Origin of the sequence: Ruegeria meonggei (assembly GCF_900172215.1) — a bacterium.
Taxonomy (GTDB): Bacteria; Pseudomonadota; Alphaproteobacteria; order Rhodobacterales; family Rhodobacteraceae; genus Ruegeria; species Ruegeria meonggei.
In genome coordinates this window covers 1-24,554 of record NZ_FWFP01000011.1, presented here as the reverse complement: position 1 = coordinate 24,554, position 24,554 = coordinate 1, and the positions used below count along the sequence as shown (strand labels likewise).

The following is a 24,554-nucleotide window of genomic DNA, read 5'->3' as shown; positions in this document are numbered from 1 at the left end:
TTGGGGCGGGGTCTGTGACCTCGCCCTTTTTTATTAGCAAAGGAATTTTGAATTCAGCGAATCCTCCACCGGTTTCGCCGGATATGCCGCGTCTTGCAAAGATTTACTGAGGGGAGGATGGTGGGTGATAAGAGATTTGAACTCCTGACATCTTCGATGTGAACGAAGCGCTCTACCACTGAGCTAATCACCCGTGCGCAAGCCTATTATAGCGAGTCTCAAAAGTTCGCAAGGGTGCCTGATCAGGATAGGTGAAATTTGGGAAAAAGCAAAAGGGCAAGCAAAACAGTGTTTTTGTTGCTTGCCCTTTGCAGGTATTAATACCCGTCTGGCATTGAGGGCGCAAAAGACCCTCGCTCTGCAGTTGCTAGGACATCAGAGGATGAAATCGTTGGCCGTCAGGTCGTGCAGCCCCGTCAATTCGATCACCATTTCGCGGGCTTTGTCGGCGTCCGAGTCAATAAAGACATAGGTTCTGTCGTTCGCAGTCCCCGCGGCATCGATTTTCAGATAGGAAATCTCACCTTCCTGAGATGTTGTGATCGGTCCCTGACCCCTGAAGATAAATGCGTCATCACCTGGCAAAATTTCACTGGCGTCAATCGCGCTCAGGTCGATTTTATCCTCACCAGAGCGGAAATCGCCAATTACATCGGAATAGATCGTTGAATTCGTGCTGTCACGCATCGTTGTGAAGACGAAAGTGTCAGGGCCATTACCGCCGTTCATGAAATCCAGGCCTTTGCCACCTTCAATAATGTCCGCGCCGTTGCCACCGTTAATAGTGTCCCGACCTCTGCCGCCGATCAATATGTCACTGTGTCTGCCGCCGTTGAGGGTATCGTCGCCCTCTTGCCCATCAAGTGTGTCGCTTCCTTTTCTTCCATTCAGAATGTTGGCAACTTTTGATCCAGTAATCTGGTCATTTGCATCGCTTCCTGAAACATGTTCGATGCTCCGGATGGTATCAAACCCGTAGCCGGTGTTTTGCTGACCTTTGTTGGACAGATCCAGATTTATGGACGTGTTCCCGGTAAAGCGTAGCCAGTCATAACCTCCACCACCATTGATGTTGTCGTTTCCGTCGCCCGCGTAGGCAATGATGTTGTCTACTCCGTTTCCACCAGACACAATGTCCGAGCCGTTGTCGCCGGAAAGTGTATCGTTGCCGTCTCCTCCAATGATCTGGTCATTTCCGGACCCGCTATAGATAATGTCGTTTCCAGAGCGACCATCCAGCCAGTTCCCGACTTCATTGCCGATAATTGTGTCCGACATTGTACCACCGACTGCGTTTTCGATTACAACCGAATTGGCGATCGTAAACCCGCCTTGAATACCTGCGGCATAGATCGGCGAGCCACCAGCATCCGAGCCTGAAAGATCCGCATCATTTAGGTTAATGACCGTGTTTCGTTGAACCCCGCCAGCGTAAATCGTGTCATTTCCACCGGTGTCCCAGATCGAAGACCAATGTGTCCCCGCGCCGTTGTATCCGGGCAGGCTGTACACGTTGTTCCCGGTTGCGTTGGATGCCGTTCCGTAGATCGCTTGCAATGCCGCAATATCGAGCGCCATCGGTGTCGCAACATCGCCGTAGGTATACGTAGTAACCGGAATTGCCTGAGCGTATCCCTCGTTATACGACATGATTGTAAAAATGCCCTGGTTTTGGCCCTGGTACCCGTAATCACCGGTCGATGAGAAGACGCCTGGAAAAATGGATGACCCACCGCCAGTGTCATGTGGATGTGCAAGACCCAAACCGTGTAAAATTTCATGCAAGATAACCGAAAAACCAGCGCCGCCTTTTTGGAGGCCCTCAGGATTGTAGATTATTGAATCATATCCAAACAGGCCGAAAATGGCTTGGTTTCCATCGCTAGCAAGTGATGAATCACCCGGAACTTGGTGGAATCCTACACTGCCCGGACCGCCAAGATAGTTTTGTGAAACCAGAGCGTAGGTGATGTCGACGTCATTGATAAAGGCCCCCCCGCCAGTCAGAAACCCCTGTTCGGAAAAATTCAGCGGAATAATGGTTTCAATAATGTCGAAGGCTGCACGAACTGCAGATTTCATCGCTAATGAGAAAGCGCTGTCGCCATAGTAACCAGGGTCAAAAGAATAGGTGATGGTGCCGCCAGACCAGGAAGATCCCCAGATCAGACTGTCGACAAATGGATTTCCTGTGGGGTTGTTACCAGGAGAGTTACTTACTGCGATTGCCATAATTTACTACCGTTTCCGTGTCTTTCGCGTCCTGATGCCTGGCAGCATTGTACCGGGTTCGGATGCGTTTCGTTTTTGAAGTTCTAAACGCAAAAATCGTCGCGTTTCTGACTGCCAATATAGTCGAAATCTAAGGCGGGGATTTCAAGGCGCAAATGTGTCTTACTCTTGGCTGTTGCAGGTATTGTTGCATTGGTTCAACGGATCATCCAATCAGTGTTCTTTTGACGGTGGTTTATTGGTCCATATGTACACTTTAGTCAGCGACAGCGGTCTTAATGTGACTCTGCAGGTGGCAAAACCTCGCGTCATTTATCACGGTCGCATCCTGTTAGAAAGGATGGCGAACCCGGTTGATTTCGCCAGTCGGACCATTCTGCCGATTTTCGATCCTTAGCCAACAATTTTTCCCGTTCCGGCGAAAAACTTGAAAACGCCGCTTGACGATGTCGGGGCGTACCCATAATACACCCCAACGTTCAGCAATGAACGGGCAGCGGGCGGTTGTAGCTCAGATGGTTAGAGTACCGGCCTGTCACGCCGGGGGTCGCGGGTTCGAGCCCCGTCAACCGCGCCATCGCTGTCAGCCTGGGTCCGGGTAAATGGACAACGAAATAGATGCGCGGTTGTAGCTCAGCTGGTTAGAGTACCGGCCTGTCACGCCGGGGGTCGCGGGTTCGAGCCCCGTCAACCGCGCCATTTATTCCTGAATTCACTGTTTCCTCGGATATGCCGTCAGATTGCGTGCGCTTTGGCATAAGCTGTCAGGAGTGATCGGTTTTTCGCCGCCAGTTCTCACTTTGTTCTAACTTTTCTATTGGAGACTCAGCGCCGCTCGCCTATTTCTAGGTTTCATGTGTGTTGGGGGCCAAAAATGGCTGAGCTGAAGAATATCGAGGTGCGCGGCGCGCGCGAACATAACCTCAAAAACATCGATGTGGATATTCCGCGCGATCAGCTGGTGGTGATCACCGGATTGTCGGGCTCGGGTAAGTCTTCGCTGGCGTTCGACACGATCTATGCGGAAGGGCAGCGGCGCTATGTCGAAAGCCTGTCTGCCTATGCGCGGCAGTTTCTGGACATGATGGAAAAGCCGGATGTGGACCATATCAGCGGTCTGTCCCCGGCAATTTCGATTGAACAGAAAACCACCTCGAAAAACCCGCGCTCAACAGTGGGCACGGTCACCGAGATCTACGACTATCTGCGCCTGTTGTTTGCTCGCGCAGGCACGCCCTATAGCCCGGCCACCGGCCAGCCCATCGAGGCCCAGCAGGTGCAGGATATGGTCGACCGCATCATGACAATGGAGGAGGGGACGCGTGGCTATTTGCTGGCCCCTATCGTGCGCGACCGCAAGGGAGAATACAAAAAAGAGTTCCTGGAACTGCGAAAGCAGGGTTTTCAGCGCGTAAAAGTGGATGGTGAGTTCTATGAGCTCGACGAACCGCCCACGTTGGACAAGAAGTTCCGGCATGACATCGACGTGGTGGTCGACCGTTTGGTGGTGCGCGAAGGGATGGGGACGCGGCTGGCCGACAGTCTGCGGACCGCATTGGATCTGGCCGACGGCATTGCCATTCTGGAAACCGCGCCGCGCGAAGGCGACCCCGAGCGCATCACGTTCAGTGAGAACTTTGCCTGCCCGGTCAGTGGCTTCACGATCCCCGAGATCGAACCGCGTTTGTTTTCTTTCAACGCTCCATTTGGGGCTTGTCCCGATTGTGACGGTCTGGGTGTTGAGCTGTTTTTTGACGAACGGCTGGTGGTGCCGGACCAGACACTCAAACTGTATGACGGGGCGCTGGCCCCCTGGCGCAAGGGTAAGTCACCGTATTTCCTCCAAACCATCGAGGCTATTGCGCGGCATTACGAGTTTGACAAGAACACACCATGGAAAGACCTGCCCGCGAAGGTTCAGCAGGTGTTTCTGCGCGGATCCGGCGATGAGGAAATCCAATTCCGTTACGACGAAGGCGGGCGCGTTTATCAGGTCACCCGCAGTTTCGAAGGCGTGATTCCGAACATGGAACGCCGCTATCGCGAGACCGACAGCGCTTGGATTCGGGAAGAGTTCGAGCGGTATCAGAACAACCGCTCTTGCGGCGCATGCCACGGCTATCGCCTGCGACCAGAGGCGCTGGCCGTTAAGATTGCCAAGCTGCATGTGGGTCAGGTGGTCAAAATGTCGATCCGAGAGGCTTTGGCCTGGATCGGGGATGTCCCCAATCACTTGAGTGTCCAGAATAATGAGATCGCGCGCGCCATCCTCAAGGAAATCCGCGAACGACTTGGGTTCCTGAATAACGTTGGTTTGGAATATCTTACGCTGTCCCGCTCGAGTGGCACCCTGTCCGGTGGCGAGAGCCAGCGGATCAGATTGGCCAGTCAGATCGGTTCGGGCCTGACGGGTGTTTTGTATGTGCTGGATGAACCCTCAATCGGGTTGCACCAGCGCGACAATGACCGCTTGTTGGGAACCCTCAAAAACCTGCGGGATCAGGGCAATACGGTTATTGTTGTTGAGCATGACGAAGAAGCCATTCGAGAGGCCGATTACGTGTTCGATATTGGCCCCGGTGCCGGGGTTCATGGCGGGCAGGTGGTCAGCAAGGGCACGCCCGACCAGATCGCTGCGGATGCTGCGTCGATGACAGGTCAGTATCTGTCGGGCACGCGTGAAATCTCGGTCCCGGTTGAAAGGCGCAAAGGCAACAAGAAGAAGGTTACTGTTGTCAAAGCCACAGGAAACAACCTGAGAAACGTCACTGCCGAATTCCCGCTGGGCAAATTTGTCTGCGTGACCGGCGTGTCGGGTGGCGGGAAATCCACATTGACGATCGAGACTCTGTTCAAAACCGCTTCGATGCGCCTGAACGGCGCGCGCCAGACACCTGCGCCCTGTGAGACGATCAAAGGGTTAGAGCACCTGGACAAGGTCATTGACATTGATCAACGACCGATCGGCCGGACTCCGCGTTCGAATCCAGCAACTTACACCGGGGCCTTCACTCCGATCCGCGATTGGTTTGCCGGGCTGCCCGAGGCCAAGGCGCGGGGATACAAGCCCGGGCGGTTCAGCTTTAACGTCAAGGGCGGCCGGTGCGAGGCCTGTCAAGGCGACGGCGTCATCAAGATTGAGATGCACTTTCTGCCTGACGTCTACGTCACCTGCGAGACCTGCAAGGGTGCGCGCTATAACCGCGAGACGCTTGAGATCAAATTCAAGGGCAAGTCCATCGCGGATGTCCTTGATATGACCGTAGAAGACGCGCAGGACTTCTTTAAAGCCGTGCCGTCGATCCGCGACAAGATGGATGCGCTGGCACGCGTAGGTCTGGGCTATATCAGGGTTGGGCAGCAAGCGACCACGCTTTCAGGCGGGGAAGCGCAGCGGGTGAAGCTGTCAAAGGAATTATCCAAACGCTCGACCGGGCGAACGCTGTATATTCTGGATGAACCGACAACTGGCCTGCACTTTGAAGACGTGCGCAAGTTGTTGGAAGTGCTTCATGAATTGGTCGATCAGGGCAATACGGTTGTGGTGATCGAGCACAATTTGGACGTTGTTAAAACCGCTGACCACATCATCGATATCGGTCCTGAAGGGGGCGATGGTGGTGGTGAAATCGTGGCCATCGGAACGCCTGAAGACGTAGCCGCTGTCGAGTGCAGCCATACCGGTCATTATCTGAATCAGATGTTGAACCCGGAACAAGTTGCGGCGGAGTAACTTCCGTCGCAACCTGTAGCGTATGTGAGTTCGGAAATGGGCCAGTCGTAACATGAACCTACGGCGCAGATGCGGCGGCAAAAAGGAAGCGCAAAGCTAAAGCTGCAACCTCTTGCCAGCCGGCGGAATGAGGACGTCAAATTGAATTGTGCGAACCCTACGTTCAGATCGGCTGGTTCCCTCAGGGCCCTGACATGATCAGGCGCTGCTTTCGTTTGTTTCCAAAAAGAAAAAAGAGCGTGAAGGCGCAGCAGTTCTTCAGCAGCTGGGATCTAACCCACTGATTGTGATTATTTTTAGCGGGGATCGTTAGATGCGGAATCCTTTAAGTAAGGATCAATACAGAATGTCGGCCACTGCTCCGATGAGGTTCAGCACTTTTTGCGTGTCTGGGTCGACGCGGTAAACGTAATCTCCAGCGCGAATATAGTACCCGTCCCGGCGCAACCCATATCGGTTGGGATCATTGATCCAGCGATAGTCGCGGGCGATGTAATCGCCTTTCTTGTAGTAGTTTTTTGCCTGACCCGGTGGCACGCATGGAACTGCCTTTTTGGCAAGACCCGGCGGGCAGTGTCCAGCTTTGCCACTACCATTGCCCGCCGAAGCAAGGGTCGGAGTCAATACAAAAGCGAAAACCGCTAAAGTGACAGGCAATTTGCGCGACATCCTAATTCCTTTGACCTCTACGGTGGATCTTTAGACAGATGGTCGCTTGTTGTCTGGTGGTCAACCCTGTGGGCAACTCCCCGCCGATGGGGTCATCCGCGACCGCGTTTTTCAAAGCGTGGCAACATGGCCGAGAAATCCTTACCCAATCCGCCTTCGGTTTCGACGAATTGCTCATACAATTTAGTTGCGGCCTGTCCCATCGGCGTATCCGCGTCAGAGCTTTCGGCGGCCTGCTGGCTGAGACGCAAATCCTTCAGCATCAGCTCGGCTGCGAAACCGGGCTGGTAATCATTGTCAGACGGGCTTTGCGGCCCAACACCGGGGGCGGGGCAGTACGCGTTCATCGTCCAGCTATATCCTGAGGATGTGCTGACCACGTCGAACATCTTTTGCCGGTCCAGCCCAAGCTTGTCTGCCAGGGCGAATGCCTCGCAGGTTGCGATCATAGTCACGCCCAAGATCATGTTATTGCAAATCTTGGCAGCTTGACCCGCGCTGGATTCGCCACAATGAACGGCCTTCTGGCCCATTATGTCGAACAGGGGGGATGCTTTGGAAAAACCTGCGTCACTACCACCCGCCATGAAGGTCAGTGTTCCGGCCGCTGCTCCTCCGATGCCACCGGATACGGGGGCGTCTACGGCCAAGACGCCTGCATCTTTGGCCTGATCAGCGACGGCGCGGGCACTGTCGACATCAACAGTTGAACAATCGATCCAAACGGCACCTGATTGCATCGCCGGAAGGATCTCATCCGCGACTGCACGCAGGATATGACCATTCGGCAACATCGTTATGACGATATCGGCACCCGCTGCGGCCTCGGGTCCTGAAGTGGCCATGCTGACGCCAGAAACCGTGACGTCGGCCATGTCAAAACCCGTTACCGTATGGCCCGCCTTGGCAAGGTTGGCAGCCATCGGATTACCCATGTTGCCCAAACCGATAAACCCGATTTTCATTGCTCAGTTCTCCTCGAATGTCAGCGTGTCTTTGCCAAGCGGCTGCAGCATCTTTGAGACGGTCACCGCCGGCACGTTCAGATCGGCAAACTGCCAACGCGGGTTGCGATCCTTGTCGATGATCTGTGCGCGGATGCCTTCGATAAAATCACCATGCTCCATTGCGCGAAAGGTGAAGCGGTATTCAAGTTCCAGCGCTTTTCGCAGCGTAAGCGTCGGGCTGCGCAGACGATGCAGCATTTCCACCGTACAAGCCATAGAGATCGGTGCGTTGCGCGTCATGAGGGTCAGCGCCGCAGCAGCGATATCGTCGTCCGAGCGGCGCAACGTATTCAGGATGTCACCCAACCCCTCACCGCCAAACAAGGCATCGATCCGCTGTTGCTGGTCTTTCAGCGTGCTGGTGGGTGGTTCCGCAGCGTGCTGCGCCAACAGGCTGGCATTGCCTGAGGCCTCAAGCATCTGAATCAGGCCCGGCCATTGTTCCAATGGGATGTAATGATCAGCAAATCCGGCAGTAAGGGCGTCGCCGGGGCCCATTCGGTGGCCGGTCGTGCCTAGGTATTCGCCCAGACGCCCCGGTGCCAGCGCCAGCATCAGCGTGCTGCCGACATCAGGCACCAAACCGATGGAACATTCCGGAAGGGCAATTTTTGAGCTTTCACCAACAATGCGATGGCTTCCATGACAGCCGATGCCAACCCCTCCGCCCATTGTGAAACCTTGCAGAAAACTGACGACGGGTTTGGGATACTCAAAAATCATGGCGTTCAGCCGGTATTCATCCTGCCAGAAGGTACGTCCGAATTGATAGTCCTGTTTCAGGCCTGCCGCATAAAGGTCGGCAATATCGCCGCCGGCGCAAAAGGCCTTCTCACCCAAGGCGTCGACGATCACCAGATCAACTGCGTCATCCTCGCGCCAATTGCGAAGGGCAGTATCGATGGCCATGCACATGTCATAGGTCAGCGCGTTAAGCGCATTGGGCCGTGTCAGCGTAATGCGTCCGGCGCGCCCCGAGATGCGAATGTCGATATCTGCCATTTTATCCTCAGCGTTGAGCAAGCATTTGTCGAGACACGATGACCCGCATGATTTCATTTGTGCCTTCCAGGATCTGATGAACACGCAAGTCGCGGACCAGCTTTTCGATCCCGTAATCCGCCAGATAGCCATAGCCGCCGTGTAATTGCAGGCATTGGTCAACAACTTTCGAACCGGTCTCGGTCACGAACTTCTTGGCCATAGCGCAAAACTTGGTTGCGTCCGGGGCTCCCTGATCCAGCTTCCAGGCGGCCTGACGCAGAAAGGTACGGGCGGCCTGTAATTCGATCTCCATGTCGGCAAGTCGGAACTGCAAGGCCTGAAACTGGTCGATGGATTGGCCAAAAGCCTTACGCTCGGACATGTATTGCAGCGTCATGTTCAGCCCAGTTTGTGCAGCCCCAAGCGAGCAGGAGGCTATGTTCAACCGTCCCCCATCCAGGCCCATCATCGCGTATTTGAAACCGTCGCCTTCGACACCAACAAGGTTTTCCGCCGGGATTTTACAATCGTCAAACTGGACCTGCGCAGTGGGTTGGCTTTTCCAGCCCATCTTTTGTTCCAGCGCTCCAAAGCTAAGACCGGGCGCACCATCCTCGACATAGACCGTCGATATCCCCTTGGGCCCCTCCTGACCGGTGCGCACCATGCAGACATAAGCATCAGAGTAACCACCACCTGATATGAACGCTTTGGTGCCGTTCAGCGTAAAGCCTTCATTCGTGCGGTCAGCTCGGGTTTTCAAAGCGGCCGCGTCAGAACCAGATCCGGGTTCAGTCAGACAATAGCTCAGCACGGTCTGCAGGCTCAGCACATCAGGCATAATGCGGGATCTCAGGTCGTCACTGGCAAAGCTGTCCAGCATTTTTGCGCACATGTTGTGGATGGACAAGAACGCTGCGACCGAGGGGCAAGCCATTGAAAGAGCTTCAAACACCAGGGTCGCGTCCAATCGGGTCAGGCCCGAACCACCACTGTCTTCGGGTACGTACAGGCTGCCGAAACCTAACTCACCAACGCGCGGCCACAGGTCTTTGGGGATGGTTCCGTCCGCCTCCCATTTCTGGGCGTAGGGGGCGATGTTTTCCTGCCCGAACTCATACGCCATGTCGAAGATCGCGGTCTGCTCTTCTGTCAATGCGAAATCCAAGGCTTGCCTCCCACGCTACCAAATGAATTGAACGAGTGTTTATTTCTGAATCCTTACAGAAGTTTTGCACGGGCAGCAATCTTTGGCGCCGGGCTTCAGAGGTCGAAGTGGTATTCTTCGATTAGATGCCTGACGACTGCCTTGCCCGGATCTTCGCCGCGGGCCGAAGCTTCGGCGTAAACACGGCGCTGTCTGGTGGAAGAGGTTCCGTTCTGTGCGATTTGTTGCAGGCGCGCCAGTTCGGTCATGGTTCCAAGAATCTCGGCGTCTTCCGCCAGCATCCCCATCAATTCACCCATCAACTCGGGCATGGGTTTGATCGAACGATCACCGAAATCAATCAAACCTTCTCCCACTCCGTACCTTTGCGCACGCCAGCGGTTTTCACCGATGAGGAACTGATCATAGTTTCGCCACCGCAGGTTCCGATCCTTCAGCCGGCACAGCATTCGCGTCAGGGCTTGCAGCAATGCAGCCAGCGACAAGGTATGTTCAAGCCGAGGCTGCACGTCCATGATCCGGGTTTCCAGGGTCGGGAACCGGTGGGACGGTCGCAGGTCCCACCAGATTTTGGTGGTGTCCTCGATTACGCCCAGTTCGACCAGAATGCCGGTGGTTCGCTCGTATTCGGACCAACTGGCCAAAACCGGCGGCAGGCCGGTACGGGGCAGGTTGTCAAAGACAGTCAGGCGATACGAGGACAGCCCCGTATCCTCTCCATTCCAAAACGGAGACGATGTGGACAACGCCAGAAGATGAGGTAGGAAATACGACAGCTGTGGCATCAGATCGGCGCGCAAAGCTGGGTCCTCGACCCCGACATGCACATGCATGCCGCAGATCAACATCCGCCGCGCGACACCACCCAATGCGTGCTGCAAAGCGTCATATCGGTCTTTGCGGGTGTGGTGCTGTTTCTTCCAATCGGCAAACGGGTGACAGGACACGGCAATCGGGGCCAGGTTGTAGTCGGCGGCGCGTTCCGCCACGCAAGAACGCAGGCGCTTTAGGTCCTCACGTGCGGATTTGATCGTTGTGTGGGGGCGGGTGCCAACTTCGATCTGACATTGCAGGAATTCGGGGCTGACCTGGCCTTGGAAATCGGCCTGGCAGGCCTCCATCAGGGCGGCGGGTGCTTCGGCGAGCTCAAGGCTGTCGCGATCGACCAGCAGATACTCTTCTTCGATGCCCAGCGTGTATTCCTGCTGCATGGCGGCCCTCGCTTAACTATTCTAAACAGTGAATACGGATTTTTGCGTTTTGCCAAGTGTTTGACCGCGCAGCGCTTGCAGAGCCCCCACCCGCAGCGTTATGGAGCAGATCAGTTATGTCCCATCCGGAGCCTGCGTGTGAAACCCAGAAAATTCCTACGGCTCAATGCCATTTTTGATCGATTTGGTGTGAAACTGATCGACAAAGTGACCGAGAAGGATGAGCGCACGCGGCTTGAGGCCTTTGAGCGGGCAGGGGGGCTAACCCGCCCGGCCTACGCCCTGTCGCCGGGGATGGAGGGGTTCGATATCAGCCAACTTGTTGCCGAGTTCAAGGATCATGCTGATGCGCTGGACGCGTTGAAAGACCCTGCGCGCAACCAGACCGGATATCGTATCGGCAACGGCTATTATGACAGCCCGGATGCGGAAGCGCTGTATCTGATGATCCGTCGGTTTGCGCCCAAGCGTGTGATTGAAGTCGGGTGCGGAAACTCTACCCGTGTGACCCGTCAGGCGATCACCGACGGCGGGCTTGATACGCAGATCACCGCGATTGACCCGTATCCGCGCGCCGATATCGCCCATGTGGTCGACCGGTTCGAACAGAAACGGCTGGAAGAAGTTGATCCGGCGTTGTTCGAACAGCTTGAGGCCGGAGACATTCTTTTCATCGACTCAAGTCACGTTGTTCGTATGAGCAATGACGTGGCGCATCTGTTTTGCCGCATCATTCCGACGTTGAAGCCCGGTGTAGTGATCCATGTGCACGATGTTTTTCTGCCTTATGAATACCCCAAGCGATTTTTCTATGACTGCCCGGGTTGGGGTGAGCAGTATTTGCTGCATGCTTTGCTGCAATCGTCTGCGTATTCAATGCTTTGGCCGGGGTATTTTCTGCAGCAGGATCGCCCTGATGCGGTTGAGGCATTACCCTTTTTAAAGGAGGGTCGCGCCCAAAGCATCTGGGTGCAGATCAAGGAAAAATGATCCTAAAGTGATCCGGCGCAGCGAAGCGCCCGTAACCCTTTCCATAACAAGCTGGAGAGGAGAAAACAGCCATGTTTCGCCGTACATTCATGGGCGCTGCCGCCGCACTTGCACTTGCTCTGCCCGTAAAGGCTCAGGCCGCTGATATCGTGGATACCGCCGTTTCGGCCGGATCTTTCAACACGCTGGTCGCAGCGGTTCAGGCGGCAGGTCTGGTCGATACGCTGAAAAGCGATGGACCGTTCACAGTTTTTGCCCCCACGGATGAGGCTTTTGCTGCTTTGCCCGAAGGCACGGTCGAAACTTTGTTGCTGCCTGAGAACAAAGACCAACTGGTCGAGATTCTAACCTATCACGTGGTTCCGGCCAAAGTGATGTCTGGCGATATCGCGGGCAAGCGCGCAAAGGTTCTGACCGTCCAGGGTGATCGTTTGAGCGTGAACGCGAAAAACGGTGTGAAGGTCAATGGCGCCAAAGTGGTTCAGGCTGACATCGAAGCCAGCAATGGCGTGATCCACGTGGTCGACGCGGTGATCTTGCCGGAATAACAACTACCACTTGCAGTAAAAAGCCCCGGTTCTGAAGACCGGGGCTTTTTTAGTCAGACCAGTCTGACCTGGGTTCCGACTTGAACCAGAGGATACAGTTCCTCAACATGTTGGTTGTACAGGCCTATGCACCCGGAGGAGCTTTGACGCCCAATCTTGCGCGTGTCGTGGGTTCCATGCACCAGATAGGCCGGCCAACCCAAATACATAGCGCGGGTGCCAAGTGGATTTCCTGGCGCGCCGCCATCCATACGGACGGGCAGGGACGGGTCACGTTCCCGCATCGACGATGTCGGTGTCCAGCTTGGGTTCTCGGTTTTGCGCACAACCTTGGTATAGCCGCGCTTGGTCAGCTCTTCGCTCATCGGAACCGAGCTTGGGTACAGCTTATAGGTTCCGTCCGCCCCCCAGTAATGCACCGCGCGGCTTGTGATATCTGCTAACAGGCAGCCAACACCCAGCTCATCAAAGTGATCCTGCCAGTTTTGCTGTGAGAACGACGAAACATTGCGGCGTACCGGCAGTTGCGTGCTGATGGCCTCTTCATTTTCTGGGAAAGCATCGGCGCTTTGCGCGCGTACCACTGCGGGCGTCGCCAGAAGGGACGCGGCCCCCAGCAACGCAGAGCGACGGGTCATACGGGAGTTTGACAATTTTGCCTCCGGTTCAGGAAATGCTCGAACAACGATTTGATGGTAAATTATTGCCGACGGATCCGTTTTTCCAGAGTTTGCCCTCTGAATTTATCGTGAGGCCGCAAAAATTGTTGGGTTCTGGCAACGTACCGCCGAAAACAACCCGGCCTGATGCAGGCCGGGTTGGGTATTTACATGTCAGTCAAGCAGATCAGTCCATTGCCTTAAAGTTAAACTCGCCGCCTTCTTTGATACCGGACGGCCAGCGCGCGGTAACGGTTTTGGTTCGAGTATAGAACTTAAAGCTGTCGGCACCGTGCTGGTTCAGGTCCCCGAACATGGATTTCTTCCAGCCGCCAAAGGTGTGGTATGCCAGCGGAACCGGGATCGGTACGTTGATGCCAACCATCCCGATATTCACCCGGCTGGCAAAGTCGCGCGCTGTGTCACCGTCGCGGGTGAAGATCGCCGTGCCGTTGCCGTATTCATGGTCCATCGCCAGTTTCAACGCTTCTTCGTACGATCCAGCACGTAATGTCGACAGAACCGGGCCAAAGATTTCCTGCTTGTAGATATCCATGTCAGGTGTGACGTGGTCAAACAGATGCGGCCCGACGAAAAAGCCGTCCTCGTACCCTTGCAGGTTGAAGTCACGGTTATCGACCACCAGCTTCGCGCCTTGTTCCACGCCCGAGTTGATCAGCCCCAGAATACGTTCTTTCGCAGCACCGGTCACGACAGGGCCCATATCCACATCGTCGCCCGCCGTATAGGGACCGACTTTCAACTTTTCGACCCGGGGGATCAGCTTTTCGATCAGCGCGTCTGCCGTTTCGTCACCGACCGGAACAGCAACCGAAATGGCCATGCACCGTTCGCCAGCCGCGCCAAACCCGGCACCAACCAAAGCGTCAGCAGCCTGATCCAGGTCCGCGTCGGGCATGACGATCATGTGGTTCTTAGCCCCGCCAAAGCACTGTGCACGTTTGCCATTCGCCGTTGCGCGCGAATAGATGTATTGCGCGATCGGCGTCGACCCGACAAAGCTGACACCTTGAATGGTGTCGCTGTCCAAAAGCGTGTCCACAGCTTCTTTGTCGCCATTAACAACCTGGAAGACACCTTTGGGCAAGCCTGCCTCAACAAACAGTTCGGCCAACATCAGTGGCACCGAAGGGTCACGTTCAGACGGCTTCAGAACCACCGCGTTTCCACACGCCAACGCAGGGCCGACATGCCACAATGGCATCATCGCCGGGAAGTTGAACGGCATGATCGAGGCGACGACCCCCAAAGGCTGACGCATCGAATACATGTCGATGCCCGGACCCGCGCTGTCGGTATACTCGCCCTTCAGCATCTGAGGTGCGCCGATGCAGTACTCAATGACCTCCAGCCCGCGCTGCAAATCGCCTTTGGCATCGGGAATGGTTTTGCCGTGCTCGCGGCTGAGCGCCTCGGCCAGCTTATCCATGTCGCGGTTCATCAGGCCAACCATGGCCATCATCACTCGCCCGCGTTTTTGTGGATTGGTTGCACCCCATACAAGCTGCGCGGCTGCGGCACTTTCAATGGCTGCATTAGTTTCTGCGACGCTCGCCATCGGGCATTTGTATTGCACTTCGCCCGTGGCCGGGTTGAACACATCGTCAAAACGGCCAGACGTACCGGCAACGCTTTCACCGTTGATGAAATGGGACAGTTCGGACATTGCAATCTCCTCGGATGATTTTGCGCAGAATAGGCTTGCAGAAATAGGTTGAACAGAGGCAATGTTTCAAAGGTGTTTTGCAAAAATGCAAAGGTTGGCCAATGGCTCCAAATTGGGACGATATGCGCGTCTTCCTGGCCGTCGCACGCGAGGAAAGCCTTTCCGCCGCCGGACGGCTGTTAAAGATCGATCCGGCCACAGTTGGTCGGCGGATTGCGCGGCTGGAAGTGTCTCTGGACGCGCCGCTGTTCACAAAATCGCAGCAAGGGTATGTTCTGACTTCTGCGGGTGAGAGGCTGATGGCACATGGGTTGCAGGCCGAAGAGGCCATGCGCGCGGCGGCGGGAGCGCTTGCTGGTTCGTCCAAAACGCTGAGTGGCCAGATCAGAATAGGGGCCCCGGACGGAAGCGCAAATTACCTGTTGCCGCAGGTCTGCGCCAAGATTTGTGATGCCAACCCGGATCTGGACATCCAGATTCTCGCTCTGCCGCGCATCATCAACCTGTCCCGCCGCGAAGCTGACATGGCCGTAACGGTCAGCGCGCCGACCGCCGGGAAACTTCTGGTTCAGAGGATATGCGACTATAAGCTGCATTTGGTCGCAACGCAGGCATATCTGGCGGATCACTTACCGGTCCAATCTCTGGAGGATCTCAGAGGGCACCGGATGATTGGCTATATCCCTGACATGATATTTGACCGCGAGCTGGACTATTTGGTGGACATTGGCATTGACCGTGTCGCTCTGGCCTCAAACTCGGTTTCGGTGCAATTGCGGCAGGTTGCGTTGGGATCTGGGATCTGTGTGGCTCATGATTTCACGCTGCCGTTCCACCCCGGTCTGCAGAAAATTCTGACAGATCAGGTCAGTCTGACCCGGAGTTTTCATCTGGTCCGTCACGAAGGCGACCAACGTAACGAGAGGCTGAATCGCTTTGCGCAGGCACTAAGCCAGGGTATTCGCGAAGAGGTTGAGCGACTTGAAGCCGAAGCTTCACCTTGACAGGTTCAGGCATTCCGGCAACGCTTTGGAAAACAGGAAGTTATTTCGGAGGTTCCGCGTATGCTTGTTCAGGCCATTCTGAAATCCAAAGGCTCCGGGGCGGTTGAAACCGTCAGCCCGTCGCTTACCGTTTCCGAGGCCGCTAAAATTCTGGCGGCAAAGCGCATCGGGACGGTGGTCGTGTCTGAGGATGGTGGTGAGACGGCGGCGGGTATCCTTTCAGAACGTGACATCGTGCGGGAACTGGGCTCTAGCGGTAGCGGTTGCCTGACCGAGCCGGTCAGTACCTACATGACAAGTGAGCTGGAGACAGCATCACAACAGGACTCAGTACAGGATGTTTTGTCACGCATGACCGAAGGCCGTTTTCGGCACATGCCCGTTCTGGAAGACGGCAAACTGATAGGTATTGTGACCCTGGGCGATGTCGTCAAAGCACAGCTGTCCGAGCTGGCGATGGAAAAAGACGCATTGGAAGGCATGATCATGGGGCATTAGGTCCTGACTGCCCCGTACCCTCTTGCACCTTTGGTGAAGTTATGTTTGCTAGCGCGGAAATATTGTTGCGCAGGAGGCCCCTATGAGGGTTGGATTATATCCCGGAACATTCGATCCAATCACTTTGGGTCATATCGACATTATTCGCCGCGCGTCTGCTTTGGTTGACAAGTTGGTCATTGGCGTTGCGATCAACCGCGACAAGGGACCATTGTTTTCGCTGGAAGAACGCGTGGCAATGATCGAGGCAGAATGTGCGTTTTTATCCGCACAGACTGCCACTGAAATTGTCGCGCATCCGTTTGAAAATCTTCTGATCGATTGTGCCAGCGACGTCGGCGCACAGATCATCGTCCGCGGACTAAGGGCGGTGGCAGATTTCGAGTACGAATTCCAGATGGTCGGCATGAACCGGGTTCTCGACGATTCCATCGAAACCGTGTTCCTGATGGCCGAAGCAAGGCATCAGGCGATCGCGTCGAAACTGGTCAAAGAGATCGCTCGGCTTGACGGGGACGTGTCGAATTTCGTCACGCCTCGCGTCAATGCCGCTTTGCGTGAAAGGTTAGGTTAGGGCACCCATCGCCGCCGCTGTGTCCAGCATCCGATTCGAGAAACCCCATTCGTTGTCATACCAGGCCAGCACGCGGACCAGCGTGCCGTCGGTGACTTTGGTTTCTGGCAGAGAAACGGTCGAACTGTGCGCATCATGGTTGAAATCCACTGAGATCAGCGGTCGGTCTTCAGCAGCCAGAACACCCGGAATCTTAGCGGCTGCTTCAGTGAACAGCGCGTTTACTTCCTCTTCCGTGGTTGGGCGCGAGACTTCGGCAACCAGATCCACAACCGAGACGTTGGGCGTTGGAACGCGGATTGCCTGGCCGGTCAGTTTTCCCGCCAGCTGCGGCAGAACCAAGCCGACAGCGGATGCCGCGCCGGTGGTGGTGGGGATCATCGACAACGCTGCGGCGCGCGACAGGTAAGGGTCTTTGCCGGCTGTATCGTGAACCGGCTGGCTGGCAGTATAGGCGTGAACGGTGGTCATGTTTCCGTGCACGATACCAAGACCCGCATCCAGCGCGGCTGCGACCGGAGACAAGCAGTTGGTGGTGCAGGATGCGTTGGACACGATCCTGTCCTCGGCAGTCAGTTCGTCATCATTGACGCCAAAGACAATAGTCTTAACGCCGCCATCACCACGCGCGGGAGCCGAAATTAGAACCTTGGTCGCACCGTTCTCAAAGTGGCGAGAGGCGGCTTCGCGGGTCCGGAAAACACCGGTGCATTCCAGAACAACATCTACATCGGACCAATCCAGCTTTTCCGGCTCACGCTCACTGGTCAGGCGGATAGGGCCGGCGCCGACGTCCAGACCGGCATCCGTCAGGGTTACGGGTTTTGTGTAGCGTCCATGCACGCTGTCGAACTCAAACAGATGCGCGTTTATCTCCGGCTTGGCCAGATCGTTGATCGCAACAATCTCGACATCCGTGCGGCCCGATTCCATTACCGCACGCAGAACACCGCGTCCGATCCGTCCAAATCCGTTTATTGCCAGCTTGAGTGTCATGTTCTGCTCCGTCCGAATGTCGGCCAATATTAAGTTAGCGCTAACAAAGCTAAGTTGACACGAAAGTCAAGCAAAACCTCTGTCAGCGCCAGAAAGCGAGCCAGTCCAGAAAGGCATAAAGCTTTTTGCCCAAAAACACAAAATGCTCGGGTCCAAACAGGGCATAGTCGACCACACACCCGCCTAGAATCAGCAGGCCTAGCCAAATTGCGATTTGATTGGTCATAGTGGCCCCGAACGACAATGCCCGCCCAGATAACCTGAGCGGGCAAAAAGGTTCAAGAATTCAAAGTGGTCTTAGTTAAGCCGGCCCATCGCAACTGCAACGTCAGCCATGCGTACAGAAAAGGCCCATTCATTGTCGTACCAAGCCAACACACGCACCATGCGATTGTTCACCACGCGCGTCTGGTCTGGCGCAAAGATCGAGCTTTCTTCGGTGTGGTTGAAGTCGGTCGACACCAGCGGTGCGGGCTCATAGCCCAGAACACGCTGCATCGGTCCTTGCGCGGCTTCGCGAACGACAGCGTTCACTTCGTCGACCGTGACATCGCGCCCAGCGCGGAAAGTCAGGTCAACGGCTGATACGTTCGGTGTTGGCACGCGGATGGCAGACCCGTCCAAACGACCTTTGAGGTTGGGCAGAACCTCACCCAACGCCTTGGCCGCGCCGGTCGAGGTCGGGATCATCGACATGGATGCGGCCCGCGCGCGGTAAAGGTCGCCATGACGGCGGTCCAGCGTCGGCTGATCGCCGGTATAGGCGTGGATCGTGGTCATAATGCCGTGCTCAATCCCGATGCCTTCGTCCAAAACCTTGGCAAGCGGCGCAAGGCAGTTCGTGGTGCACGAGCCGTTCGAAATCATCTTGTCCTGAACGGTCAGGCTGTTGTGGTTGACGCCATAGACGATGGTTTTGTCCACATTTGTGCCGGGGGCCGACAGCAGAACCTTTTGGGCGCCGCGTTCCAGATGGGTGTTGGCTTTCAGGCCATCGTTGAACTTGCCGGTGCATTCAAGTACGACGTCGCAGCCATCCCAGTCCAGTTCGTTCATGTTATAGGTCGAGAACATCTCCATCGGGCCACGGCCCAGGTCCATCGAGTTTTGGGTGATGGCGACGTCACGGGGAAAGCGTCCGTGGACACTGTCGTATTTCAGCAGATGCGCGGTTGTTTCCAGCGGGCCTGTTGCGTTGACCTTGATCACTTCAATGTCGTTCCGGCCCGAAGCGGCGATGTGCGACAGGGTGCAGCGGCCAATACGGCCAAAACCATTGATACCGACCTTGATGGTCATATGAAGCCTCCAGATGCGCTTGCTTTCTGGGCCATATAACGGTCATTTGGCGTTCTCAAAAGAGCAAAAGTGACATATTTTTAACGTGTTAGCGCAAACCTGCGCCGGTTGCGCTAACGCTTGCGCTAGCCGCCCGATCAGGTAGGGTCCGGAAGCGGCAGATGATAAGAAAGGAAGCAGCATGAGCGGTCTGTTGGCCCTGTTGGATGATGTAGCAGGGATCGCAAAAGTTGCGGCGTCTTCGGTGGATGACGTCGTGGCTGCGGCGGGTAAGGCCGGGGCCAAGACCGCTGGTGTCATAATCGACGATGCTGCGGTGACGCCGAAATACGTTCAGGGTTTCGCACCAGCGCGCGAATTGCCGATCATCTGGCGAATTGCACGCGGATCTGTTTTCAACAAGATCGTTTTGTTGCTTCCGGTGGCTTTGTTGCTTGCCAATTTTGCGCCCTGGCTGATCACGCCACTGTTGATGTTGGGCGGGTCCTATTTATGTTTCGAGGGCGCTGAAAAGATCTTTCATGTCCTGTTTCCGCATGGCAGCCACGTCATTGACGAAGATATGAAAAATCCAGATCCGGGTCATCTTGAGGAGCAGAAGGTCAAGGGCGCGATCAAGACCGATTTCATCCTGTCGGCTGAGATCATGACCATTGCACTTGCCGCGATTGAGGCACCGAACATCTGGATGCAGGCCGCGACGCTTGCGGTTGTTGGCCTTGGCGTAACGCTGGCGGTCTATGGCTCGGTCGCGTTGATCGTCAAAATGGACGATGTCGGGCTTTTCCTGGCGAAAAACGCGCCAACACCGATTGGCCGCGGAGCGGGTAGGGGTTTGGTCAAAGCGATGCCGGTGGTGATGAAAGTACTGTCTATCGTAGGCACTGCGGCGATGCTGTGGGTCGGTGGTTCGATCATCATTCACGGGCTCGAGGTTTTGGGCTTTGGCTGGCTGGGGCACCATATTCATGACTGGGCTTACGTTGTTGGGCACATGGTGTCGGCGCAGTATGTAGGCGCTGTTGAGTGGATTGCCAAAGCGACGATGGACGGTGTGTTTGGCCTAGCCTGGGGGTTTGTGTTGATCCCCTTGGCGACCAAGGTGATTGGTCCGGTACTTGGAGTATTTTCTGGAAAGTCCGCTTAGAGCCCAGTGCCGACATTTCCGTGGCGCACCCGAACAGTTGGCCGAAGTTTAAGCCAGCCAGACATCACCCAGTCCTTAATCAGAAGTAGTTCGTCCATCCCCCCCAAAAGAACCCGCATCATTCGGAGGGAAACCAAGTGAATAACGCGGGCGGTAGTTTTGGGGTGTTGGTGCTACGGTACTGATCGAAAGATGGATCAAAGTTCCCCGCGTCACCTTTATCTGGGATGATGGGCAACGCGGGGTACTAGCCTGACGATGGGACTAGCCAGACTATGTAGAATGAGCACTTGGCCGCGGTTAGTCAACCAAGTTGGCATGAGCGCAAATTCTGTTCGCTATAGTCCAAGTTCGTAACCTGCCATTTGCACAGCGCCGCCACGTTTTCTGGAGCGGACGTGTAAGCTGGAATAAACAAGAAATTCTCAAGCACGCGAGAGCAAACTTTTGGCGCGCGTAAAATTACTTGATTTGTTGTGTTTTAGATTCAAGTAATCGAATGCGTGGCGAATTTGTATTACCTCTGTTGCTCGCGCATTCGCCAGACTTGTCTGGTTGCCTCCTGGAGACGCAAGTGAGTGGTGTCGCCAGGAGGTCGTTATCTTGGTTTAATGGGTCTAATGGAAAAGGCTCTCAATTCTACGTGCACGGCAAGCTTATGACCCCTCTGCGGAAATTTCAGTTTCGTTCGCAGATCTGTGGTTCCGCCAATTTGAGAGGTTCTCTATATCGACTGCGACCCAAAAATCCGTGGGGTTCGTCACAGGGAAATATTCAAACATAAACATAAGTCTGGATTTGTTGCGTCTGTGTGTGCTCTTTTCGACCGTTAAAGAATTAGGGGACAGACAGATGAGACGAGCACTGAGAACGTTGACGATTTGGTCATTCATTTGGTTCACGGCACTAGCGAGTGCTTTTCCTGCCGGCGCGCAAGAGACTGAGGCCGACCAAGAGGCTTTGGAAGTCGAGAATGACGATCTCATCAATGCAGTCGCTGATGAGATGATTGCGGCCGACGATCTCGAGATCCTACTTGTTCCCTTAACTGCGGATGAACTTTCCCAGGTTGCTGGTACTTGGCAGAACTATGTGCGCTCTCGGCTCGAAGAAGTCGCGCAAGTAAACTTGCAACTTCGTTCGGCGAGCGGAACTCGGGAAGACAGCTTGCGGTCTCAGTTGTCCTCCTTGAACGACTCTGGATCAGACATTCTCGACAAGTATCGCCTGGTGCTCGAAGCATGGACCCTGAAAGGCGCAAAGGCGGAAGATCTGGAGCCGCATACTGACTATATTCTCGCGTTGAAAACGGGAGCCCTAAAAACGACCGATCTTCAAACACTTTTTCAGAACGCTTGGGCGTGGTTGTTCTCGTGGGATGGGGGCGTCGGTCTGCTGATGGCCGGTCTGGGTGTTTTGTTGGCAGTTTGGGCCATGATGTTCATTGCTCGAATGGTGCGCCGGGTCACCGAAAAGGGTCTGAATAAAATTCCAACTATCTCCAGAATGCTGAAACGCTTCATTGCCACCGCCGTGTACTGGGCTGTTTTCGTCCTTGGCATACTCGTCGTTTTAGCTTTGTTCGGAGTTAACGTTACACCGCTTTTTGCCGTGCTCGGCGGTTTGTCGTTCATCCTAGGTTTTGCATTGCAGGAAACGCTGGGAAACCTCGCAAGCGGTCTGATGATCATGGTTCTCAAGCCATTCGACACTGGCGACTATATTCAAGTAGGCGGCTCATCTGGGTTTGTGGATGAGATGTCGGTGGTTTCGACCAAGATCAGAACTTTCGACAATCAGATTATTATAGTTCCAAATAGTAAGATTTGGGGGGATGTGATTACTAATGTAAGTGCATCCGAAGAACGTCGGGTCGATCTGGTCTTTGGTATCGCCTATTCGGACAACGCTGCCCAATCAATTGAGGTCCTCAAGGACTTGGTTGCGCGTCACCAGCTTTGTCTGAAGACACCACAACCAGAAATTTTCGTGGGTGAGTTGGGAGACAACTCCGTCAACATCTTCTGCCGCCCTTGGTCCAAGTCAGATGACTAGTGGACCGTCTATTGGGACCTTACTGGTCACGCAAAAGAGCGGTTTGACACGGAAGGTATATCCATACCGTTCCCGCAACGCGATGTGCACATAATCCCCGTAGAAGGAGCAAAATCATGAGGGCTCTTACACTTTGGTTACTGCCACTTCTGTTCGTCTGCGGTGTCGCGTTTGCTCAGACAGAAGAAATTCTAACACCGACTGAAGAGAGAGATGATCCCGAGTATATTGCGCCGGTGATTGTGGATGGCGAAGAGTTATTCTTGGTTCGCGGCTCGAGTGCGTTGCCCGCAACCGAACGAGCGAGAAAGATTGAGGAACGTATTGCTCAGGTCGCCGATTCATCCACGAAAGTTTCAGTTCAGCTTGAGATTTCGGACGCCGAATTTGGGAAAATGATACGCGTTGACGGGCAGATGGTTACGATAACCACCCAAGCTGATGCTGAGCACGAACAAATGGCTATTGAAGTTCTTGCTGGGCTACAGGCAGAAGCGATTGAGACTGCAATCCTTCAATACCGAGATGCTCGGTCCAATGAGGGCAGAGTAGATAGTGCGATGGCTGCATTTGCTTGGACGGCAGTCTTCGCCCTCGCTTCATACGCGTTTTTTGCGAAGCGGCGAAAACTTTTAAACTACATAAGACGGAATTTGGAAAAGAGAGCTGAAGGCGTAGAGGAGGCCACGAAGTCGATCTTAAGAAGCAGGGCAATCGCCTCGATTATCGTCTATACAATCCACATATTGATGTGGGTCCTGTTTTTGTTCTTTTTCTACTATTACCTCTCATTGGTGCTGCTCTCCTTTGCAGAAACACAAGGCATTGCCCAAATCCTTTTGAAATACGTCAGCGAGCCGCTCGTATCTGTCGTTTTGGCAATTGTTGGATATATCCCCAACTTGATCATGCTCGCAATCATCGCAGCTGTGACACGGTTAGGAATTCGAGGCCTCGATCTTTTTTTCGACAACGTCGAGAGCGGCGCTTTCCAACTGAAAGACTTTGAAGATCATTGGATTGCACCAACAAAAATGCTGTGCAGGGCTTTGCTGATTGTTATCGCGCTGGTGTTTGCCTACCCTTATATTCCCGCATCTGACTCTCGTGCTTTTCAGGGCCTGACTATACTTGCCGGTATCATGGTATCGTTGGGGTCGAACACGGTCGTCTCGAATATGATGGCCGGTCTGTTTGTCATCTACAGGCGCAGTACCAATGTAGGTGATCGAATTCAGGTCGGTGACAAGATTGGCGACGTAACTGAGATCAAACTGATGGAAACGCTCATCAAATCGATCAAGAACGAGATGATCAGCATTCCAAATGCTCAACTGCTCAATTCCGAAGTTGTGAATTATTCCCGAAAAGTGGATGGCCGCGGACTGTTGGTTCATACAACCGTAGGAATTGGGTACGAGGAGCCTCCACGGAAAATCAAAGCGATGCTCATAGAGGCGGCACATCGAACTCAAGGGCTGAGAAAAAGTCCGGAGCCATTTGTGCTTTGGACCCAGTTGGCAGACTACGCTATCAACTATGAAATCAATGCCTACACTTCTCGTGGATCAAGCTTGCCAAAGATATTGTCGGATCTTCGGGAGAACATTGTAGACGTGTTCAATGAAAATGGGACACAAATTATGACTCCGTCTTACATAGCTGATCCGCCGGAACCCAAAATTTTGACAGAAGACTGGGATGGAAAGCTTGCTCATGTATCTGAATAGCAATTCACCTGGTTCATCTACGAAACTACACAAACGCACTATTGCGGTTGTTGGATTGGTTTGATTGAAACTGGACATTCAGGCCAACTTAGCCACTTACGCCGTCATCGGTATTATTTCCGGTGAATTTAACAAATTGGCTGAAATATCCGCCGGCTAGATCGACATCGGTGTACGTGATGACAGCGCCAGTGTTGGCGTTTGTGAAAGTGGTCGAGTCTCAGGATCATTGCAACTGACCTGCGCCCCGAGGCTCCCTCATTCATAACGAGAGTCTGCGGGTCTGGTTTTCATATTCTTGGTCGTCGGTTTGGGCAAGCGCTCTCTCGTTGTTTACTTCACAAACAACTGTCTGGCAGTGGT

At 54.5% G+C, this 24,554-nt stretch carries 20 protein-coding genes and 3 tRNA genes; 11 read left to right on the top strand and 12 right to left on the bottom strand.

Features of this window, described 5'->3' with window-relative positions:
• Positions 1-118: 118 nt before the first annotated feature.
• Positions 119-193: transfer RNA gene (locus RUM8411_RS16940), tRNA-Val, on the bottom strand.
• Positions 194-375: 182 nt separating this feature from the next.
• On the bottom strand, positions 376-2,232 hold the full coding sequence (locus RUM8411_RS16935) for a M10 family metallopeptidase C-terminal domain-containing protein (protein WP_085823905.1): 1,857 nt from the start codon (positions 2,230-2,232) through the stop codon (positions 376-378).
• A 500-nt stretch (positions 2,233-2,732) separates the two neighbouring features.
• Between RUM8411_RS16935 and RUM8411_RS16930 the strand changes: the two genes are divergently transcribed.
• From RUM8411_RS16930 to uvrA, 3 genes are all read left to right on the top strand, one after another.
• A tRNA-Asp gene (locus tag RUM8411_RS16930) sits at positions 2,733-2,809 on the top strand.
• Between the two features lie 45 nt (positions 2,810-2,854).
• Positions 2,855-2,931: transfer RNA gene (locus tag RUM8411_RS16925), tRNA-Asp, on the top strand.
• Positions 2,932-3,106: 175 nt separating this feature from the next.
• Positions 3,107-5,965 (top strand): excinuclease ABC subunit UvrA, encoded by a 2,859-nt coding sequence (gene uvrA, locus RUM8411_RS16920; RefSeq protein ID WP_085823904.1) that lies wholly within the window; start codon positions 3,107-3,109, stop codon positions 5,963-5,965.
• Positions 5,966-6,301: 336 nt separating this feature from the next.
• On the opposite strand, the gene RUM8411_RS16915 is transcribed toward uvrA, so the two are convergent.
• The 5 genes from RUM8411_RS16915 to RUM8411_RS16895 form a co-directional block, all read right to left on the bottom strand.
• Positions 6,302-6,634, bottom strand: a complete 333-nt coding sequence (locus RUM8411_RS16915) for a hypothetical protein (protein ID WP_085823903.1) — start codon at positions 6,632-6,634, stop codon at positions 6,302-6,304.
• Between the two features lie 92 nt (positions 6,635-6,726).
• On the bottom strand, positions 6,727-7,599 hold the full coding sequence (mmsB, locus tag RUM8411_RS16910) for a 3-hydroxyisobutyrate dehydrogenase (protein WP_085823902.1): 873 nt from the start codon (positions 7,597-7,599) through the stop codon (positions 6,727-6,729).
• 3 nt (positions 7,600-7,602) lie between these two features.
• A complete protein-coding gene (locus RUM8411_RS16905) occupies positions 7,603-8,643 on the bottom strand; it encodes an enoyl-CoA hydratase/isomerase family protein (RefSeq protein ID WP_085823901.1) in 1,041 nt (346 codons plus the stop codon).
• A 7-nt stretch (positions 8,644-8,650) separates the two neighbouring features.
• Positions 8,651-9,793 carry an acyl-CoA dehydrogenase family protein gene (locus RUM8411_RS16900; protein WP_085823900.1) on the bottom strand — a complete coding sequence of 381 codons (1,143 nt, stop codon included), beginning with the start codon at positions 9,791-9,793 and terminating at the stop codon, positions 8,651-8,653.
• Between the two features lie 95 nt (positions 9,794-9,888).
• The gene (locus RUM8411_RS16895; protein ID WP_085823899.1) at positions 9,889-11,004 is read right to left on the bottom strand and encodes a carboxylate-amine ligase; all 1,116 of its coding nucleotides are present in this window, start codon (positions 11,002-11,004) and stop codon (positions 9,889-9,891) included.
• A 138-nt stretch (positions 11,005-11,142) separates the two neighbouring features.
• On the opposite strand from RUM8411_RS16895, the gene RUM8411_RS16890 reads away from it, so the two are divergent.
• Both RUM8411_RS16890 and RUM8411_RS16885 read left to right on the top strand, forming a co-directional pair.
• The gene (locus RUM8411_RS16890) at positions 11,143-11,994 is read left to right on the top strand and encodes a class I SAM-dependent methyltransferase (protein WP_085823898.1); all 852 of its coding nucleotides are present in this window, start codon (positions 11,143-11,145) and stop codon (positions 11,992-11,994) included.
• A 71-nt stretch (positions 11,995-12,065) separates the two neighbouring features.
• A complete protein-coding gene (locus RUM8411_RS16885) occupies positions 12,066-12,542 on the top strand; it encodes a fasciclin domain-containing protein (RefSeq protein WP_085823897.1) in 477 nt (158 codons plus the stop codon).
• 53 nt (positions 12,543-12,595) lie between these two features.
• Here the strand turns inward: RUM8411_RS16885 and RUM8411_RS16880 are convergent, their stop codons facing one another.
• Complete coding sequence (locus tag RUM8411_RS16880) at positions 12,596-13,180, bottom strand: L,D-transpeptidase (protein WP_200818605.1); 585 nt, start codon at positions 13,178-13,180, stop codon at positions 12,596-12,598.
• Positions 13,181-13,388: 208 nt separating this feature from the next.
• Positions 13,389-14,888 carry a CoA-acylating methylmalonate-semialdehyde dehydrogenase gene (locus RUM8411_RS16875; protein WP_085823895.1) on the bottom strand — a complete coding sequence of 500 codons (1,500 nt, stop codon included), beginning with the start codon at positions 14,886-14,888 and terminating at the stop codon, positions 13,389-13,391.
• A gap of 101 nt (positions 14,889-14,989) precedes the next feature.
• Between RUM8411_RS16875 and RUM8411_RS16870 the strand changes: the two genes are divergently transcribed.
• The 3 genes from RUM8411_RS16870 (at position 14,990) to coaD (ending at position 16,964) form a co-directional block, all read left to right on the top strand.
• Positions 14,990-15,892: a LysR family transcriptional regulator gene (locus tag RUM8411_RS16870; protein WP_085823894.1), complete on the top strand. Its 903-nt coding sequence runs from the start codon at positions 14,990-14,992 to the stop codon at positions 15,890-15,892.
• A gap of 60 nt (positions 15,893-15,952) precedes the next feature.
• Positions 15,953-16,390 (top strand): CBS domain-containing protein, encoded by a 438-nt coding sequence (locus tag RUM8411_RS16865; RefSeq protein WP_085823893.1) that lies wholly within the window; start codon positions 15,953-15,955, stop codon positions 16,388-16,390.
• Between the two features lie 82 nt (positions 16,391-16,472).
• Complete coding sequence (gene coaD, locus RUM8411_RS16860) at positions 16,473-16,964, top strand: pantetheine-phosphate adenylyltransferase (RefSeq protein ID WP_085823892.1); 492 nt, start codon at positions 16,473-16,475, stop codon at positions 16,962-16,964.
• On the opposite strand, the gene gap (RUM8411_RS16855) is transcribed toward coaD, so the two are convergent.
• From gap (RUM8411_RS16855) to gap (RUM8411_RS16850), 3 genes are all read right to left on the bottom strand, one after another.
• Entirely contained in the window at positions 16,956-17,960 is a 1,005-nt protein-coding gene (gene gap, locus RUM8411_RS16855; RefSeq protein ID WP_085823891.1) for a type I glyceraldehyde-3-phosphate dehydrogenase, read from the bottom strand. The genes coaD and gap (RUM8411_RS16855) overlap by 9 nt on opposite strands.
• An 82-nt stretch (positions 17,961-18,042) precedes the next feature.
• Entirely contained in the window at positions 18,043-18,186 is a 144-nt protein-coding gene (locus RUM8411_RS22870; RefSeq protein ID WP_200818598.1) for a hypothetical protein, read from the bottom strand.
• Between the two features lie 71 nt (positions 18,187-18,257).
• Positions 18,258-19,259, bottom strand: coding sequence for a type I glyceraldehyde-3-phosphate dehydrogenase (gene gap, locus RUM8411_RS16850; RefSeq protein WP_085823890.1), 1,002 nt, complete (start codon positions 19,257-19,259; stop codon positions 18,258-18,260).
• A 181-nt stretch (positions 19,260-19,440) separates the two neighbouring features.
• Between gap (RUM8411_RS16850) and RUM8411_RS16845 the strand changes: the two genes are divergently transcribed.
• The 3 genes from RUM8411_RS16845 to RUM8411_RS16835 all read left to right on the top strand — a co-directional run bounded on the left by RUM8411_RS16845 (position 19,441) and on the right by RUM8411_RS16835 (position 24,191).
• Entirely contained in the window at positions 19,441-20,406 is a 966-nt protein-coding gene (locus RUM8411_RS16845) for a DUF808 domain-containing protein (protein ID WP_085823889.1), read from the top strand.
• An 852-nt stretch (positions 20,407-21,258) separates the two neighbouring features.
• A complete protein-coding gene (locus RUM8411_RS16840) occupies positions 21,259-22,461 on the top strand; it encodes a mechanosensitive ion channel family protein (RefSeq protein WP_234995278.1) in 1,203 nt (400 codons plus the stop codon).
• Between the two features lie 116 nt (positions 22,462-22,577).
• Positions 22,578-24,191, top strand: a complete 1,614-nt coding sequence (locus RUM8411_RS16835) for a mechanosensitive ion channel family protein (protein WP_085823888.1) — start codon at positions 22,578-22,580, stop codon at positions 24,189-24,191.
• Positions 24,192-24,554: the final 363 nt, after the last annotated feature.

Coding starts and splice junctions, on each gene's coding strand:
- RUM8411_RS16935 (WP_085823905.1), bottom strand. CDS start 2,232: ATGGCAATCGCAGTAAGTAACTCTCCTGGTAACAACCCCACAGGAAAT.
- uvrA (WP_085823904.1), top strand. CDS start 3,107: ATGGCTGAGCTGAAGAATATCGAGGTGCGCGGCGCGCGCGAACATAAC.
- RUM8411_RS16915 (WP_085823903.1), bottom strand. CDS start 6,634: ATGTCGCGCAAATTGCCTGTCACTTTAGCGGTTTTCGCTTTTGTATTG.
- mmsB (WP_085823902.1), bottom strand. CDS start 7,599: ATGAAAATCGGGTTTATCGGTTTGGGCAACATGGGTAATCCGATGGCT.
- RUM8411_RS16905 (WP_085823901.1), bottom strand. CDS start 8,643: ATGGCAGATATCGACATTCGCATCTCGGGGCGCGCCGGACGCATTACG.
- RUM8411_RS16895 (WP_085823899.1), bottom strand. CDS start 11,004: ATGCAGCAGGAATACACGCTGGGCATCGAAGAAGAGTATCTGCTGGTC.
- RUM8411_RS16885 (WP_085823897.1), top strand. CDS start 12,066: ATGTTTCGCCGTACATTCATGGGCGCTGCCGCCGCACTTGCACTTGCT.
- RUM8411_RS16880 (WP_200818605.1), bottom strand. CDS start 13,180: ATGACCCGTCGCTCTGCGTTGCTGGGGGCCGCGTCCCTTCTGGCGACG.
- RUM8411_RS16875 (WP_085823895.1), bottom strand. CDS start 14,888: ATGTCCGAACTGTCCCATTTCATCAACGGTGAAAGCGTTGCCGGTACG.
- RUM8411_RS16870 (WP_085823894.1), top strand. CDS start 14,990: ATGGCTCCAAATTGGGACGATATGCGCGTCTTCCTGGCCGTCGCACGC.
- RUM8411_RS16865 (WP_085823893.1), top strand. CDS start 15,953: ATGCTTGTTCAGGCCATTCTGAAATCCAAAGGCTCCGGGGCGGTTGAA.
- coaD (WP_085823892.1), top strand. CDS start 16,473: ATGAGGGTTGGATTATATCCCGGAACATTCGATCCAATCACTTTGGGT.
- gap (WP_085823891.1), bottom strand. CDS start 17,960: ATGACACTCAAGCTGGCAATAAACGGATTTGGACGGATCGGACGCGGT.
- RUM8411_RS22870 (WP_200818598.1), bottom strand. CDS start 18,186: ATGACCAATCAAATCGCAATTTGGCTAGGCCTGCTGATTCTAGGCGGG.
- gap (WP_085823890.1), bottom strand. CDS start 19,259: ATGACCATCAAGGTCGGTATCAATGGTTTTGGCCGTATTGGCCGCTGC.
- RUM8411_RS16845 (WP_085823889.1), top strand. CDS start 19,441: ATGAGCGGTCTGTTGGCCCTGTTGGATGATGTAGCAGGGATCGCAAAA.
- RUM8411_RS16840 (WP_234995278.1), top strand. CDS start 21,259: ATGAGACGAGCACTGAGAACGTTGACGATTTGGTCATTCATTTGGTTC.
- RUM8411_RS16835 (WP_085823888.1), top strand. CDS start 22,578: ATGAGGGCTCTTACACTTTGGTTACTGCCACTTCTGTTCGTCTGCGGT.